Source organism: unidentified bacterial endosymbiont (genome assembly GCF_918320885.1).
GTDB lineage: Bacteria > Pseudomonadota > Gammaproteobacteria > Enterobacterales.
Map to the genome: position 1 here is coordinate 1,041,680 of NZ_OU907312.1, position 15,387 is coordinate 1,057,066.

Genomic DNA, 15,387 nt, shown 5'->3' on the forward strand with positions numbered 1-15,387 from the left:
AAAGCTATTAAAATTCCTGGGGCAGAGAGGAATTTAATCATCGATCAGTGAAACCACTATGATTTTCTATTTTGTATTTAAACCGATAGAGGATAAATTCATGCTGATACGAATAGAAAAAACTCTGATCATGTTATTGTTACTACTACTCTTTGCCTCTCCTATCCTGCAAGCTGGTTACCCAACGTCTGATGAAAACAACTTACCAAGAGAAGCTACTACAAACTCTATACAATCAGATAATGACATTAGGCAGCGTGCGGAGATCTTAGCAGCTCAAGCTTATGCGTTAGCAGAGAGATTATTATCTCAGCCATCATTGAATGAACAAAAAAAAGTAATGCGGGTTCAATCAGCCCCAAAGAAAACCTGGTGTGCCCCATCGGGAAAAACTTTAAAGAGTTCAGTGATCGCTTGGGGTAAAACCTCTGGTTGGTCGATAAAATGGAATGCAGAGTATGACTATCCTGTTCTGGTTGAAGTCTGTTTCAAAGGCTCTTTCGAGGAAGCGATGGAGGCGATGATCAATGTGTATAAAGAGGCTGAATATCCCCTCTATTTAGATATTTACCCGCCGCAGCAGTTGACTGTTATTTCCCATTAATGTTTCTGTTTGATGGAGTCATTATGTCATTAACCCGTTTTCTATTGCCGTGGCTAGTACTGCTATTAAACGGCTGTACTGCTGCTTACCACGCTAGAAAAAACTCCGAACAGATCAATGAAACCCAACAGCAGAATGATCAGTTGATCAAAGAACTCCAGCATGCACACCGACAACAGACTCGGGTGCATAGCCAACCCTGGGTCTCTAAAAAAGCGATTAAGATTATTACAGAGCGTATTCCAAAGGCCATCAATTGTGAGATCACCTTTGCCACGGGAACGCCGATGGCTCTAAATGAATTTAGCACTTTAATCAATAAATTGTGTGGACTACCGGTCCGGATAACGCCAGATGCTGAGGAGAAGCTATCCGGGGTGAGCGGTGGCAAACAGGATCGGCGGTCGGGATCGAATAAAAATGGTAGTGAATCGCAAAAAATTACTGGGATCCGTTGGGAAGGTAAACTGGATGGATTATTAGATGTCGTCTCTGCCTCACTGGGGTTATCTTGGAAGTACAGTGATGGTGAAATTAATCTCTACTATTTAGATTCTCGAACTTTTTATATTTATGCCATTCCTTCAGTAACCGAAATGAAATCTGTAGTACAGTCTGGGGTGGATGCTGGACTCAAAGGAGACAGCCAAGGCGGTGGTAGTAGTGGCGAAGGTAAAAGTTCGCAAACCACTTCGGTCTCACTCAAGAGCGCCATGGTGCAAGATATCGGTAAAAGTATTGAATCGATGTTGACCCCTGGTTTTGGTCGTTTATCGGCTTCTAGCGCCACGGGAACGATTACCGTAACCGATACGCCGGAGGTGCTGAATCGTATTCAACACTATATTGATGCAGAAAATCGGTCAATTACTAAACAGGTCTTACTGAATGTTAAAGTGATTACTGTGGCCTTGAATGATAAAAATCAATTTGATATCAACTGGAACTTAATCTACCAAACTAAAAGTGTAGCAGCAGGGCTCAAGGGGGCATTAAGCGGCATCGAGGCAGGGAGTGGCTTGAGTACCACGGTGAATATTCTGGACGGTAATTTTAACACCTCAAATCTATTGCTGGATGCTTTAGCCACGCAAGGGGAGGTCTCACTGATCACCTCTCCCTCGGTGACTACGCTGAATTTGCAACCGGTGCCGGTCCAAGTGGCGACTGAGACGAGCTATTTAGCCCGAGTAGAAAACAGCAGCACCTCCGGGGTAGGCCAGACGAGCTCACTGACCCCAGGAACAGTGACCAGCGGCTTTAATATGAACTTGCTACCATTTGTGATGCCAGATAATCAATTATTATTGCAATACTCGATTAATCTCAGTGAATTAAAAAGCATTAAAACTGTTTCGTCTGGTGATAATCAAATACAGATCCCTGAAATTGATAATCGCATCTTTTCGCAAAAGGTCAAATTAAAATCGGGACAGACCTTAGTGTTATCGGGCTTTGAACAAACCAATACCTCCTCCAACCGTCATGGCACTGGCATGGCTAGCAACTGGTTATTGGGCGGAGGTGTCAATGCTGAAAACAGACGAAGCATTATTGTCATTATGATCACCCCAGTGGTTATGGAGTAATGATGCAGCAGCCATCGACGACTAATCCTGTGCTAATACTCCCCTTGCGGGCCAATGATTGTGCTGTCGGTGGCCTGATTTGGCAACCATTGACCTCCCTGAAAAATTTAAAGCAGGAGACCAAACAGCTGGTTAAAAAAGAGCAGTGTGACTACTTTATTGTTCATCAACAGAGTAAAAAAGCCCAATGTGGCCTAATGAAGTCACTGCCGAACAGTAAGCGCTACTACAGCCTTGCCTTACTGTTGATTGATAAGCTTGGGAGTGATTGGCTAGGAATTTTTGAAGTGAGCGAAAATCGCTATTTCCTATTAGGCATTGAAGGCGGACAGGTGGTTCCCGGCTGTGATGCGCTGTTTTCCAGCGCTGAATCAGTGCTGGAACACTTTGAGAATTATAGAGCACTGTTTAACTGGCAAACCATTTATGCCCCCGCAGCACTCTCATTGGGGGGTGAGTCATTAACCATTGAATCCCTGTTAAAAGGGACAACACCGAAAGCGAACCGGCGATTGCTGTATACCCGAGAGCTCAATCAACAATCCAAGCGCTTCGGGTTACGGATTGCGATTTTAGTCGTGCTCGCCATCGCGGCAATAATTGGTTGGCAGCATTATCAGCAAAAAAAAGAGGAGGCCGCCAGGCAAGCGCGCTTACGTGAGCTCCAAGCGCAACAGGCTAAAAAAGCCTTGGTCGTACAAGAGGTTTGGCGCCAGCAGGCGCCAGCTGCGGAGCTAGTGCGCGATTGTGTCCAAGCCATCACCCGCTATCCAATTAGCATTGGCGGCTGGCAGGCCGTTGGCTTTCTCTGCGATGCCAAGAGTGCGAAGGCGGTCTACCAACGACGACCGATGAGTACCGTCAAAAAGTTTTTAGCCGCGCTACCGGAAGTTTATCAAGAGCACTATCAATTTTTAAAAAATGGCGATAGTGCACAGATTAATCAACCGATCCGGATTGATAACCAACGCCAGCAAGAGCAGTTGCAACCGCTGTTCACCCTGGCCCAAGATATCTTAAGAAAAATACAGCAGGGGGTGGCGACCGGCCGCGTCGATGACGTGCTCAGCGGCAACAAGCGAAGCGCTAATTTTGAGCTGATCAGCCAAACATCGCCGCTGCTGCTGCTGCAGGATCTCAACTTGGATGGTGTCGTCATCAACCATTTAACCGCCACATTGAGCCTGGAAGGGTTATTAACCTGGAAAATTGCTGGAGTGATTTATGGTCAATAAGCGCGCTGTACAACCGTTTACCGCTCTCATAATCATGACACTGAGTCTACTGGTGTGTAGGGCGCCGTTACTGGGTGCTGAGGATGGCCGGATTGGCGATATCAGCACGCTGCAACAAAAATCCCTGTTACTGAAAGTCGCCCTAGAGCACGCCAAGCTACAGCGGGAGCTGAATGAGATGAGTGAAGTGAAAGGGATCACCAATGAAATCTGTAGCCAACAAGGGGTTGGCAGTTTAACGCTCAATGCGGTGTATGGGGTCAAAAAACAGCGCTTTGCCACCTTTTCTTATAATCAATCTACACAAGTAGATGCCAAAACCGGCGATACCCTATTCTGTGGTGAAAAAGTGATCGCCATCAGTTTAGATAAAGTCGAGGTGATCAAGGCCGGCAAGCGCTACACCGTCGCTGGCTCCGTCACCGCCGTCCCCTTCACCCCCTTAAAAACCATCTCACCAACGCTCTTTCAATAAGGCTGAGTGGCCGCGTGCTTTAAAACGATCGGGGAGTCCGTAGTGATGGCAGATGATTTAACAGCAGTCAAGTGTTTAACGGCCGCGGGGCAGGAGTATGAGCTGGCGCCTGAGGCCAGAAAGATTATCTGTCTCACTGAGCGGGGTGATCTCTATGTCTCCAATTCGCATGAACGCTCTTACTGGGTCTTAGCCTTCATTGATAAACTGCGGCGGGCGCAGTTTAAGTTTAAAATCACACTCGCCAGTATGGAATTTATTGCAGCGCTGTATAGCAAAGCGGCGACTGAGCTGGGGAGCGATAAGCACTCAAACCGCCAAGAGCAGGTGCTGGAGATAATGCGCCTGGCGATTAAATCGCAGGTCAGCGATATTCACATTATTGTCCGCGAAGTTGCCACCCGGATTAAATTTCGGGTCCATGGTGAACTCATCACCTCCTCAGAGCTCTCTCGAGAAGATGGCCAGGATATCTGTGCCACCATCTATCAAACCATGTGTGATGTCGCCGAGCCAGTCTTCAATCCAAACCGCAGCCAAGATGCTCGACTGATGGTCACCGCTTTAAAAAATAGTGGGCTGTATGGCGGCCGGGTGGCCACCAGACCGACCGATAGTGGCCTATTGATGGTGATCCGGCTGCTCTACGATCGCGGCAGCACCAATCTTCAATTAGAGCAGCTGGGTTATCTGAGCGAGCAGGTACGGGTGATTAACCATATGGCTAGCCGCCGCTTTGGCATCAATATCCTCTCAGGCCCCACTGGTTCGGGAAAATCCACCACGCTGGAGTGTATCTTAAAGCGCATTATTGAACAGCGGCAGCAGCGGGCGCATATCTTGACGTTAGAAGATCCACCGGAATATCGGATTGATGGCGCGGTGCAGACGCCGATACTCTGTGATAAAGATGACGATGATGCGGTGAGCCGGGAGTGGGCCCGCGCCATCTCCAACGCTATGCGACTCGATCCCGATATTTTAATGTGTGGTGAAATTCGCGATGCCTCCTCAGCGGTGGCCACCTTTCGGGCGGCGATGACTGGGCATGGGGTCTGGACCACCGTGCATGCCAATGATGCTTTATCTATTTTGGTACGGCTGCAAGATATTGGGATCTCAGGGTCGCTGTTAGGCGACTCCGCCTTGATCACCGGCTTGATCAACCAAGTATTAACTAAAAAGTTATGCGATCACTGTAAACAGCCCTACCTGCAGCAGAGCGGCCTCTGCAGCGCGGAGCTGCAAGAGCGGGTGGCCCACCACTGCCAGCCCGATCAAGTCTACGTTCGTGGCCCTGGTTGTGCTCAGTGCAACGATAGCGGGGTACATGGCCGCACGGTGGTGGCCGAAGTGATTGAGCCGGATGCTGGGCTGATGGAGGCCTTTATTCACTCGGGTAAAAACGGCGCGCGCCGCTACTGGTTGGAGCAGTTGGGGGGGATCACGAAAAACCACAATCTGATTCAGCTGATCAATAGCGGGGCGGTTGATCCAGCGGATGGTGAGCAGGATGTCTGCATGCTGGATGATGATGAGATCTTAACCGCTCGCAGAGGAGAGAGTCCATGCAGCTAGCGCTAGAAGATTGGCAACAGTTCAATTTCCGACTCAATGCCTATTTGGCGAAGTACTCTTTTGGCAGCGGTGTGCGTTTAGATTTCTATCGCTCCTTGATGCTGCTGATTAGCAATCAGGTGCGGTTAAACGAAGCGTTAAACGAACTGCATCGGGTCTACAGCAATGATGGCCAGCAGCCCTACCAGCCGGTCGCGATGGTGATCCAGGACTGTATCGATAGCATGAATGAGGGGCTGCCGTTTACCGAGGCGCTCTCCCGCTGGGTGCCGATGGAGGAGGGGATGTTGCTGCAGGCGGGTGAGGCCTCGGGCAAGCTGGATGAGGCCTTTGCGGATGCTGAGCGCATTATGATTGCGCAAAAGCAGATTATCGGCGCGATTGCCGGCGCAGTAGCCTATCCCTTGGTGCTGTTTCTGCTGACCGGTTTTTTGCTGAACATGATTGCTACGGAGTTGGTGCCGAAGTTAGCCCAAGTGGTTGATCCGGCCAAGTGGACCGGCCCGGCGGCGATGCTCTATCACTTGGCCAACTATGTGCAGCACTACGGGCCGTTGACGGTGATCGTCTTGCTGGTGATCGTGGTAGCCTCTTTAAGCAGCCTCAGCTGGTTTGGCACACCGCTGCGGATCTGGTTAGATAGGATCCCGCCTTGGTCCATTTACCGCATGGTGCATGGGGCCACTTTTTTATTGAACATTTCGGCGCTGATTAAGTCGGGGATGCGGCTGAATATGGCGTTAAACAAGCTGCTAGAGCACGCCAACCCCTGGCTGCGCACCCGTTTGGAGGCGGTAGCGGAGGAGTTGGCGGCCGGTAAAAACTTCGGGGAGGCGTTAAGTGATACGGGGTACCACTTTCCCGATAAAAAGGCGAACCGCTTTTTGGCGGTGATCGCCGCCTATAGTGGTCTCGATGTGGCGATGGCGAAGTTTGGTAACAGTTGGCTGGAGGATACGGTGGCTTATATTCAACGCATCGCTAAGTTGATTTTGGTGTTCGGGGTGCTGGCGGTAGGGGTCACTATGCTGTTGGTGATTGCCGGTGCCGGGGGGCTACAAGATGCGGTTCAATCGTCGGTTGGTCAGTAATTACAGTGGGTTAATCAAGGGGTTCATCACATGCGCTATTCAAAAAAAAGTTCTCTACAGCGTGGTTTTACAGCTTTAGAATTGATTATTGTACTGGTCGTTGGCTTCTCTATTATTGCATTATCTGCTAGTAAAATGGGTGAACTTTTTTCTTCTTCTAGCACAGTAGCGGCTATGAATTCTATTTTAGAGCTTTATAGTTCAGCCCGCTCATTACGAGGCGCTACTGGTTATACCAGTGAGGGTGGTGGTGATCTTTTTAAACTTCTTAGGCAAGCAAAAATGATCCCTAAAGGACTAAATGACGATGGTACAAGTGTCAAAAATGAGTGGGGAGGTATAATTAAAATTCAGGCTATTGCGGGAGATGCTGGCAGTGGATTTAATATCACTTATCCTAGTGTTCCCACTAAGTCTTGTCTAAAATTATCACAAAATTTAATTCATTCTGGAAATTTTAATGGAATTACAGTTGAGGAAGTACCTCTTAACGAAAATAGTACGGTAGAACAAATAATAACTGCATGTAGTGGATCAAAAGAAGCATCAGGGGGTACAACAGGTAAGAATGCCGTTGAGATGGTTTTTTTGTTTACCGAGTAAGTATATTACAGTTCAGTTTTTAAGCTATTCCAGATTTTCTATAGAGTTTGCTTGTTATTTTTCGATGGAAGGTGTTATCAAACACTATCACCTTGGAGAAGCGATGCTCTTTCCTGATTGATGAAAGGTTATTGAGAAGTACAAGTTGTCCTTCTGGACGCAACGGAGCGGCCGTTAGAGAGAGCTGGGTGAGTTAAGCCCAAATAAATAACTGATAAAAATTGGCCACACCGCTTTCGCCGCTGGAGCAGACGGCCCGATAATCGCTGACAGCCCTCACCGTGAGGGGCCCCTTGCTAGGAGGTTACTATGAACCACGATCCAGCTGAAAAAACCGCTACCGCCACCGCTTCCAAAGCCGCCAGTGATCAGCCGTTAATTATCAACGATAAGCAAACCACCTCGGGTGATCTGGTGATCGATACCACCGCCTCTGAGGCCATTAAAGTAACCTCTACAGGCCGTTGGCAACATTATGGGGATATTGATGCTACTGGTAACTATTACGGTTTGTCGATCGGGGAGGGGGGGGGTGCTACCATTGACGGCAATACGACCACTGATGCAAAAACTTGGTACGGTATTAATTTAGCAGATCGGGCTCAATTAACGATCAAAGGTTATTTAGTAACCAGTGGGAAACAACGTGGTGTTTATATGAGTTCAAGCGCTCACGTTGCAGTTAAGGGTAAAACGACGCTCTCTGGAGGAAGCGTTGAAGGATTATTTCTAGGATTAAGTGCCAATTGGTCTTCAGAAAGTGTGCTAATAGCGGATGGCAAAACTGCAATTGCTATTGAAGAGGCTGTATTCAACCACCACAACGACCTGATAATTCAAGGCGCAAGTTGGGGGCTCACGATGAAAGGGGGTTCGGCAACTATCAACGGCAATGTTAGTTCTCAAGGAGAGACCGGTGGGGGCATCTCCTTAATAAATAGGGCCGAACTAGTGCTGGATGGGGATTTGGAGGTTAAGGGTAATACTGGCGTTACCATTGCGTCCATTAGCCAATGCTCTATTAAGAGTCCGGGGAAAATAGCTATTTCTGGAAAAGACAACGGCCTATCCGTGGGTAATCTCTGCCGCTTTAGTTCGGAAGGGCCCATGACTCTGCACTCTACCCAAGGAACTGCTCTATCTATTAGTGATGCTGAGGCTTTTAATCATCAAGGCACACTGTTAGCAGAAAGTAATCAATCTGGGATGTCACTATCGGGTACCTTAGCTACCATAACCGGCCATACTACAGTCAATAGCAAAGGGAGTGCTAGTCTCTCTTTAAGTAAAGGAGGTCAACTCATCCTGAATGGCCCCTTAGAGATCAACGCTGGAACAGTCGGGATTAGTATGAGTGGTAACAGTCAATTAACGGCGCCTAAGGCGGTGACTGTTGAATCCGAAACAGAATCAGGCGTTAAGTTAAGTGAGCAGAGCTTGATTACCTTTAAAGGGCCAACCACTATTAGATCCAAACGATCGTCTAGCATTAATCTTGCCTCAGGTGCTACTTGGAATTCCCGTACTCACTTGTCTTTAGAAAGTCCATTTAGCACGGCACTTGATGTTGGATCCGCTCAATTTGAACACCAAGGTTCTCTAAGTATTAAAGGAAAAAACGGTTTGCACCTGGCCGCCGGGGCGATCGTTGATATCCAAGGAACTGGAGAGGCGATCAGTGAGATCGTCAGTGAAGAGACCGCCCTACAGGTTGAAGCGGGCAGCTTCAACCATCGAGGTCAGTTGACGCTGAGCAGCCAAGGAAAGGGGATTTCATTATCTAAAGCGGGGCGGGTGGTGGTCGAGGGGGCGCTGGCAATGAATACCCCGGCAGCGGTTGCCGTGCAACTGGATGGGGCACACTTAGAACATCATGGAGCCCTCAGCCTCAATGGAGCGCCAGCCTTGGCCATTGAAGGCAAAACGCATACCGCCGGCATGCGCAGTGTGTTAGCCATCACCAACGCCAGCAGCGCCACTCTGAAGGTGAATCACCCACTCACCATCAACAGCATCATGCTAGCCAACCCCGGCGCCCCTCAACCCCAGCAGGCTGGATCCACCGTGATCCTCGACAGCCCACAACTGAGCGTCCATGGCGTGATTGATCTCACCTCAACGACGGGCGGCAGCCTCACCTTAAACGGCGCTGGCACCCTGCAGCTGGATACACTCCACTGCAGCCCCGGCTCACGCCTCAATATTAACGGCGATTACCAAGTCGCGATTGGCAGCGTGATCTTTGATCTCGATAACGCCACCAAATCCCCGGCACAGTTAGCGTTTCACCTCAGCCCCAAAAACCAGCTAAAGATTGGCCAGTTTGTCCTGCCAAAGTCCAGCACTATCGCATCGGCGCCGATTATCGAGATCACTGGCAGCGATCTAGCAATCGATTTTGATCTGAAAAACGTCGATATCGCTGCTTTTCCTGCGGGCCGTCATTGGGCCTACCAGGCCGAAGAGAAGGGAGCCCCGATTCGGCTGATCAGTGATGCCAGTGGCAGCTTAAAGACACCCGCCAGTGCCCAGCTCACCCTGATTCCCGCAGAGGAGAAGATGCCAGAGACCACCACCATTCACCAACTCACGCAAGCCCTCTCTGCCGAAGAGAGCAGCGAGGTCCCCGGCATCCGCCAGCGGCAGCTCTACTACTATAGCGCCGCCGGACAAGCCGCGCCGATCGCCCTGTTGACCAACGCCAGCAGCCTACTCATCCCCACCAGCTCGCAGCTAAGCAGCTCTCCCCCGTGAGTTCAGCGGCCTAAGTTAGGCGTGCCCGCCGATGGCTGAGGCCCGGAGGCCACCACCGCGAGGTTAGCTGCGGCGGGTGAGTGTGATCCCCTCAAGCCCAGCTGCGGGCCACCGCAGCTGGGCTTGAGGGGGGCTCTGAACAGCCCTTCTGGGTGAGGCTTTTTCCCTATTTTGTGCGGTTGTTTCCATCAACCAGCGGTGAAGCTGGTGCTCACGCAGTTCTTGCAGCAGGCTCAACCTTAGCCTACAGCACTATAAGCTGCTAGCACGGTTAATAATGCCCCGTAGTGTTGTGACACTGCTATTCTCCATGAAGTGAGTCTAGGGGGTGAATCACCAGCTGATCACCGTCAAAACAGCCTACTGTCGCACAATAGAGAGCGGGTAGGGCTGGATCGTTGATAGGGCCTAGCAATGCTTGGATCAGCAGCAGATCGCCGTCAAAACAACCCAGTTGCACGGAGCAATGACCTAACGATTTAACAGCGATGGTGAGCGCATAGGGGCGGCTGGCGGGTTTGGCATCATCGAGTAGCCGTTGCAGCTCGAGATAGGTCTCCTCAGAGATCCCGGTCTCTATGACAGACAATACAATAGTAAAGGTCCCGGGCGCTCCTGGTGGCGTGGTTTGCCACCACTCAGTAATTTTAAAATCCCCCGCAAAGGGGGCGATCACCCGTTTTAAGGCGCTGAGGGTGCCCTTGTGCTGATGGATATAGAAGGCGTTGCTGACCATCAAGCGTTTGGTAGCTTCTGGCCAGTTGGGATCCCAACGATCTACCGAACGGGCCCAGGCGAGATAGGGCAGCAGCGCTAAGGGGCAGTGTTCTGGGCTCCAGAGCTGGGTAATCGGCAGCGGACAGGGCTGATTGAGGGTATCGGCTAGCGCGCGCTTCAAGCGCGTGGCATTGGGTGGCAGCAGCTGGCTACTCATCAGCCCCTTGGTAGCTGAGGTCAATCTGTTCACAATAAGCGGCTTGTTGGCTACTTAAGATTAGATCACCCGCGGGCGCTATCAGCTCGACCCGCTGTATCCCCTCCACCTGCAAGGTGGCGAACAGCACTGAGCAGCGAATATCCCGGCCCAAGCGCTGCAGTTGCTGGGTATACTGGATCACCTGTTGCCGGGAGGCGGCCATAATGGGTTCGATGGCTGGGCCTGGATAGAGCCATAATCCGGCGTTAATGCGATAGGGAACGATCTCGGCAGCTTGGACGGTTAGCCGATCGGCCACGGGTCGAACCGCCTCGCCAGAGAGCGCTTGTTCAACCGTGATCAGTAACTCTGTGGAAGCGGCACCAGTGGTCTCACTGGAGAGCAGGGTGACGACCACGGTGGCGGGTTGAGGACTCTCGACACTGGCATCAATCACCCGGCCATCGGCTGACAAGGCCCGATAGCGATAGGCGGCGAGGGAGCCAGCCACCGATAGCCCTTCAAACGCCTGCGGCACCCGAGCGCGCAGGCTGCTATCGCTCTCATAGCAAGGCACCACGGGCGGGTTAGCCTGAGGATCTCCAGGGGTCACGAGCCGCCTGGAGACATTGACGTTAGCCGCTAACTGCTCTAAATCGGCACCGACCGCAAAAGCCAATAACACGGAGCAGGCGGCATCATTAATGCGGGCTCGCAGCTGGAGTTCCCGGTAGGCGGCTAGCTCTAGTAGTTTGATCACGGGATCGGATTCCAGTGGTGCCTCCCAGCGCTCGCCCATCAGAGTACGAAACAGCGCTAACAGCTGCTGATAAAGGTTCTCAAAGTCTAGAGACTCCAACACCTCAGGGGGTGGCAGTTGTGCCAGATCGATCACCAGGCCATCACTAAAACGATAGGGGAAGCCGCATAGTGGCCCCGGATATTAAAATGAATGGAGCCCTCAATAATGGCCTCCACCTGGACTGCCGTGAGTTTGAGCCGCGGCTCCCAGCGGCTGATGGCCCGTGCGGCTTCTGCCTGCACCGCGGAGATCCAGCCGCGGTTAATTGGTAAATCGACATAGCGTGGCAGCTCTGAGCCATACTCTGGTCGCATGCGGCGGCTGCCGAGCGGGGTGGTCAAAATATCTTTAATGGATTGCTGCAGATGGGCCACCCCAGACAGCGGGGCACCACTGCTGCGATGCATGCCGGTTAATTCCATACCTATACCTACCCTGCAGATATGCTATGATTACAACCATGGATATCAACTATGGTTATAATTATATGACACTACAAACCACGATCGGGGCCGGAGATTTCAAAACAAAATGCCTAAAACTATTGGATGTGGTCGCGGATACTCGGCAACCGCTGATCATTACTAAACATGGAAAAGCGGTGGCTAAGCTGATTCCTATGCCGCCCCCAACGGAACTCTTTGGTGCCTTAGCTGGCAGCGTGTTGCGAGAGGAAGATATTGTTTCACCCCTTAAAAATGAGTGGGCAGCTTCTTTATGAAAGCAGTGTTGTTAGATACCCATGTCTTAGTCTGGTTGCTGGAGGGCAGTGAACGACTAAAAGCAACTTCACGAAGCGTCATTCAAAAAGCCTCCAATAATGATGCTCTGTTTGTATCTGCGATCACTCCCTGGGAGATCGCTATGCTGGTTAGAAAAGATCGTTTAGTCCTTAATAGAGAGGTCAAGGAGTGGCTGCAAACCGCGTTGGCACTTCCTGGGATCTGCCTTCATCCACTCTCTGTAGAAATAGCAGTGGCCAGTACTTGTCTACCCGGCAATCTTCACCTTGATCCTGCTGATCGGATTATTGTAGCCACTGCACGTCATCTAGGGGCTACTTTGGTAACAGCTGACCGCTGTTTGCTAGATTTTGGTACATTGGGTCATCTTAAATGCCTAGCAGCCAGTTCGTAAAAGGCAGTTAATGCGGTGGCGTAGTCTCGGCGTTACTGCCCTGGGCTTGATGGCGATGATGCTGCAGGCTAATGCCCTCGGCGTGGATATCCCCAGTCACCTGGATTGAGCCCTCCACCCGTAGTTCCCCTTGAAGGAGCAGTTGCGGGGCTTTAATTGTGACGATGTCACTACTCTCAATGGTGATCGTCTATGCAGTGCTGATCGTGATGGTTTGGATCCCCGCCACCCCCAAAGTGCTGGTTTGCCAGTCATACAGCAGTTGGGCACCATCGGGCAGACGGAGCGCTATCGTTTGCGGCTGCTGATCGGCTGGCTGATAGGTCTCGGTATAGAAGCTGGTCAAAATAAAGCCGAGCTCAGGCATGCCAGAGGCAGAGAGTAGCAGACACTGCTCCCCGACTGTTGGCGGACACCAGCTGGTGACTTGACCGGCACGACTCTGCCAAGGCAGCCAAGCTGAGATCCAGTCACCGACCTGTACCCGAGCGCGGGCGGTGGTATAGTCGATAGCGGCGATAGTGCCTGGTTGAATCATCGCTGCTAGCCGTCGATCCAGCTCAGCCACCACAAATCCTGCTAGCATGCTCGCTCCTCAATCAGTTGATAGCTAGAGGGCAGGCTCTCATCTGCGGTGAAACCAACGACTAAGCTCATGCCACTTTCATCCCTGTAGGGCCACACTACCCTACCTAGATGAAGTTCATGCGACCACTCCACACTCCAGGCCAGATAGCCTTCTAAATCAGATTTAATCAGCGCCTCACCCATCCGGCTCAGCTTGGCTTGGGTGATCGGCAAACCCCACTGCTCATGGGTTAGGGCCACCGCCACTTGGGCTGCGAGCTTGCGCACGGAGAGCTCGGCCTGCGGCTGATTAGGATCGACCATCACTCTAGCCTGTAGGTGGGCGACTAGCGCGGTTTCACCGGTACCCGGATCGTCGCCAGGCTCTAGTTCAGTCAGTTCGATCAGTACTGCTGGCAAGGCTAGCGTGCGTTGAATCGCCGGATAGGCGGCAATCCACACGGGTGCCTTTAACTTGCACTGTAGGCCATGAACAATGGCTTGGTGCAAACTGGCCAAGGAGATCAGCGTCGTGTGGTGATTCATGTTTTAGCCAATGCCTGGTGGATCGCATAGTTCACCTCTTGAGCCAAAAGGGTCAACAGGCGCGGGCGGAGCTGGCGGGCGGCCGCGGTAAAGGCCGCTTCTCCGGCACTAGACCAGGCCAGTGTAACGGTGCCATAGCGAGCTGATTTTGGGAAAAAATAGAGCCGTTTTTTAATCAGCTTCTGCGGGATTTTGGTCTGTTGGCTGATCGCTTTGGCCGTTTGCGTGGCGATCCAGCGACTGCTCTTTTTCAGCGTGCGGCGCTAGGCTGTTTGGCAGGCTTGGGCCCCCAAGGGGCGCAGTTTTCGCATCACTGCTTCCACATCCAGGGTGACGGTTAACGTGGTCAATCAAGCGGCCTTAATAACAGGACCGTCAGTCCAGTGCTGTCGGGCTCAATCCCCACCACCGTGTAATCAAGGGCGCTAAAGCTCACCAGCGTGCCGGTGCTGATGGTTGGGGCATCCTCCTCTCTAATCACCAGGTGTGGCTCAAGGAGGCCGGTAGTTAATTGGCCCAACTGTGGGGCTAGCCAGGGGGCGGAAAACATCCCTTGGCAGGGCTTCCCAGCCATCTCTACGGTATCGGAGAGTAACTCAAAGAGTCGTGCATCCTGGGCAGTGACCAGATCACGAAAAGGTTGTCCGGTGATCATTTGGCGGTGAGTTTAATGATGGCCCGGGGCTTGGTGCAGAGATTGAGCGGATTAGATTGCGCCTCAAGCTCAATCCCTTTGTCCAGCCGCAGCCGCTCCGGCTTGGCGTAGAAGAGCAGGCCAATGGTATTCACTGTCTCCACATAATCGGCCGGGGCATAGCGGGTAATGAGAAAGTCACTGATGCCGACGGGGATCAAATAACCCTCCTGGTCGTTGATAAAGGAGAGTTTACCCACGCGGCCATAAAACTCCTTCCACATCACCTCACAAAAGGTGAAGCCTTTTCGCAGATCGTCGCGTAAAAATTGGCCATCATTCCAGCGGGCAAAGGCCTGTTGGACCGAAGGGTGGCTGATCAAGGCATCATAGAAGCCCCGCCCACAAATGGCCAACCAGCCGGTGATGACTCCAGCATCACCCAGGGCATCTTCACTTCTACGTTTGGCCTCCAGTACCTTTTTTTGCACCTCGCTATTGGCATCACTGAAGCCCATCGTGACGCTATTCTGTTTGATGTTAAAACTTTGGTAGAGATCGAGCAGCTTACGGCTCCCATCGGCATCAAAAATCTCGCCAGTGATGGCCCCAACCCGCTGGTAGCGCAGGGTGGCCTCGGGGCTGCTGCTGTTGTTCAGGGCCCGCTCCACCAGGGGCAGTGGTTTCATGGTGGGGTGGAGATCGTTTTTCAGCGGCTTATCAAAGAACCAGACATCGCCTTGATCGCGATCACCGCACCAGAAGTGCTTAGCGCCGGCCCGCCAGCCATAGAGGGCTACCTCATATTGGCGCTGATAATCGGCCCGTCCTAAAGTAAAACGGTTTTTCACCCAGA

General features: G+C 51.6%; 18 protein-coding genes. 11 read left to right on the plus strand and 7 right to left on the minus strand.

Annotated features, from left to right (window positions below; translation table 11 throughout):
- The first annotated feature begins 58 nt into the window (after nucleotides 1–58).
- The 8 genes from NL324_RS05315 (at nucleotide 59) to NL324_RS05350 (ending at nucleotide 9,929) form a co-directional block, all read left to right on the plus strand.
- Nucleotides 59–604 (plus strand): TcpQ domain-containing protein, encoded by a 546-nt coding sequence (locus NL324_RS05315; RefSeq protein ID WP_253306625.1) that lies wholly within the window; start codon nucleotides 59–61, stop codon nucleotides 602–604.
- 23 nt (nucleotides 605–627) lie between these two features.
- A complete protein-coding gene (gene pilN, locus NL324_RS05320; RefSeq protein ID WP_253306626.1) occupies nucleotides 628–2,193 on the plus strand; it encodes a PilN family type IVB pilus formation outer membrane protein in 1,566 nt (521 codons plus the stop codon).
- A gap of 2 nt (nucleotides 2,194–2,195) precedes the next feature.
- Nucleotides 2,196–3,428, plus strand: a complete 1,233-nt coding sequence (gene pilO2, locus NL324_RS05325) for a type 4b pilus protein PilO2 (RefSeq protein WP_253306627.1) — start codon at nucleotides 2,196–2,198, stop codon at nucleotides 3,426–3,428.
- Nucleotides 3,418–3,903, plus strand: a complete 486-nt coding sequence (gene pilP, locus NL324_RS05330; protein ID WP_253306628.1) for a type IV pilus biogenesis protein PilP — start codon at nucleotides 3,418–3,420, stop codon at nucleotides 3,901–3,903. Before pilO2 ends, pilP begins: the two co-directional genes overlap by 11 nt.
- 45 nt (nucleotides 3,904–3,948) lie before the next feature.
- Nucleotides 3,949–5,481 carry a GspE/PulE family protein gene (locus tag NL324_RS05335; protein ID WP_253306629.1) on the plus strand — a complete coding sequence of 511 codons (1,533 nt, stop codon included), beginning with the start codon at nucleotides 3,949–3,951 and terminating at the stop codon, nucleotides 5,479–5,481.
- Entirely contained in the window at nucleotides 5,472–6,572 is a 1,101-nt protein-coding gene (locus NL324_RS05340) for a type II secretion system F family protein (RefSeq protein WP_253306630.1), read from the plus strand. The genes NL324_RS05335 and NL324_RS05340 overlap by 10 nt, the downstream gene beginning before the upstream one ends.
- 30 nt (nucleotides 6,573–6,602) lie before the next feature.
- Entirely contained in the window at nucleotides 6,603–7,175 is a 573-nt protein-coding gene (locus NL324_RS05345; RefSeq protein ID WP_253306631.1) for a type 4 pilus major pilin, read from the plus strand.
- Nucleotides 7,176–7,484: 309 nt separating this feature from the next.
- Entirely contained in the window at nucleotides 7,485–9,929 is a 2,445-nt protein-coding gene (locus tag NL324_RS05350) for a right-handed parallel beta-helix repeat-containing protein (protein WP_253306632.1), read from the plus strand.
- 301 nt (nucleotides 9,930–10,230) lie between these two features.
- On the opposite strand, the gene NL324_RS05355 is transcribed toward NL324_RS05350, so the two are convergent.
- The 3 genes from NL324_RS05355 to NL324_RS05365 are packed head-to-tail and all read right to left on the minus strand — an operon-like array spanning nucleotide 10,231 to nucleotide 12,069.
- Nucleotides 10,231–10,863, minus strand: coding sequence for a phage tail protein I (locus NL324_RS05355; RefSeq protein ID WP_253306633.1), 633 nt, complete (start codon nucleotides 10,861–10,863; stop codon nucleotides 10,231–10,233).
- A complete protein-coding gene (locus NL324_RS05360) occupies nucleotides 10,856–11,743 on the minus strand; it encodes a baseplate assembly protein (RefSeq protein ID WP_253307136.1) in 888 nt (295 codons plus the stop codon). The genes NL324_RS05355 and NL324_RS05360 overlap by 8 nt, the downstream gene beginning before the upstream one ends.
- The gene (locus NL324_RS05365; protein ID WP_253306634.1) at nucleotides 11,737–12,069 is read right to left on the minus strand and encodes a GPW/gp25 family protein; all 333 of its coding nucleotides are present in this window, start codon (nucleotides 12,067–12,069) and stop codon (nucleotides 11,737–11,739) included. Before NL324_RS05365 ends, NL324_RS05360 begins: the two co-directional genes overlap by 7 nt.
- Before the next feature lie 26 nt (nucleotides 12,070–12,095).
- On the opposite strand from NL324_RS05365, the gene NL324_RS05370 reads away from it, so the two are divergent.
- Both NL324_RS05370 and NL324_RS05375 read left to right on the plus strand, forming a co-directional pair.
- Entirely contained in the window at nucleotides 12,096–12,368 is a 273-nt protein-coding gene (locus tag NL324_RS05370) for a type II toxin-antitoxin system Phd/YefM family antitoxin (RefSeq protein WP_253306635.1), read from the plus strand.
- Nucleotides 12,365–12,784 (plus strand): type II toxin-antitoxin system VapC family toxin, encoded by a 420-nt coding sequence (locus NL324_RS05375; protein WP_253306636.1) that lies wholly within the window; start codon nucleotides 12,365–12,367, stop codon nucleotides 12,782–12,784. Before NL324_RS05370 ends, NL324_RS05375 begins: the two co-directional genes overlap by 4 nt.
- A gap of 190 nt (nucleotides 12,785–12,974) precedes the next feature.
- Here NL324_RS05375 and NL324_RS05380 read toward each other — a convergent pair whose 3' ends face one another.
- Together NL324_RS05380 and NL324_RS05385 are read right to left on the minus strand one after the other, a co-directional pair.
- On the minus strand, nucleotides 12,975–13,370 hold the full coding sequence (locus NL324_RS05380; RefSeq protein ID WP_253306637.1) for a phage baseplate assembly protein V: 396 nt from the start codon (nucleotides 13,368–13,370) through the stop codon (nucleotides 12,975–12,977).
- Nucleotides 13,364–13,897: a hypothetical protein gene (locus NL324_RS05385; protein WP_253306638.1), complete on the minus strand. Its 534-nt coding sequence runs from the start codon at nucleotides 13,895–13,897 to the stop codon at nucleotides 13,364–13,366. The genes NL324_RS05380 and NL324_RS05385 overlap by 7 nt, the downstream gene beginning before the upstream one ends.
- A gap of 200 nt (nucleotides 13,898–14,097) precedes the next feature.
- Between NL324_RS05385 and NL324_RS05390 the strand changes: the two genes are divergently transcribed.
- Complete coding sequence (locus tag NL324_RS05390) at nucleotides 14,098–14,238, plus strand: hypothetical protein (RefSeq protein ID WP_253306639.1); 141 nt, start codon at nucleotides 14,098–14,100, stop codon at nucleotides 14,236–14,238.
- A 5-nt stretch (nucleotides 14,239–14,243) separates the two neighbouring features.
- On the opposite strand, the gene NL324_RS05395 is transcribed toward NL324_RS05390, so the two are convergent.
- Together NL324_RS05395 and NL324_RS05400 are read right to left on the minus strand one after the other, a co-directional pair.
- Nucleotides 14,244–14,552 carry a head-tail joining protein gene (locus NL324_RS05395; protein WP_253306640.1) on the minus strand — a complete coding sequence of 103 codons (309 nt, stop codon included), beginning with the start codon at nucleotides 14,550–14,552 and terminating at the stop codon, nucleotides 14,244–14,246.
- Nucleotides 14,549–15,382 (minus strand): major capsid protein, encoded by an 834-nt coding sequence (locus NL324_RS05400; protein WP_253306641.1) that lies wholly within the window; start codon nucleotides 15,380–15,382, stop codon nucleotides 14,549–14,551. Before NL324_RS05400 ends, NL324_RS05395 begins: the two co-directional genes overlap by 4 nt.
- Nucleotides 15,383–15,387 lie beyond the last annotated feature (5 nt).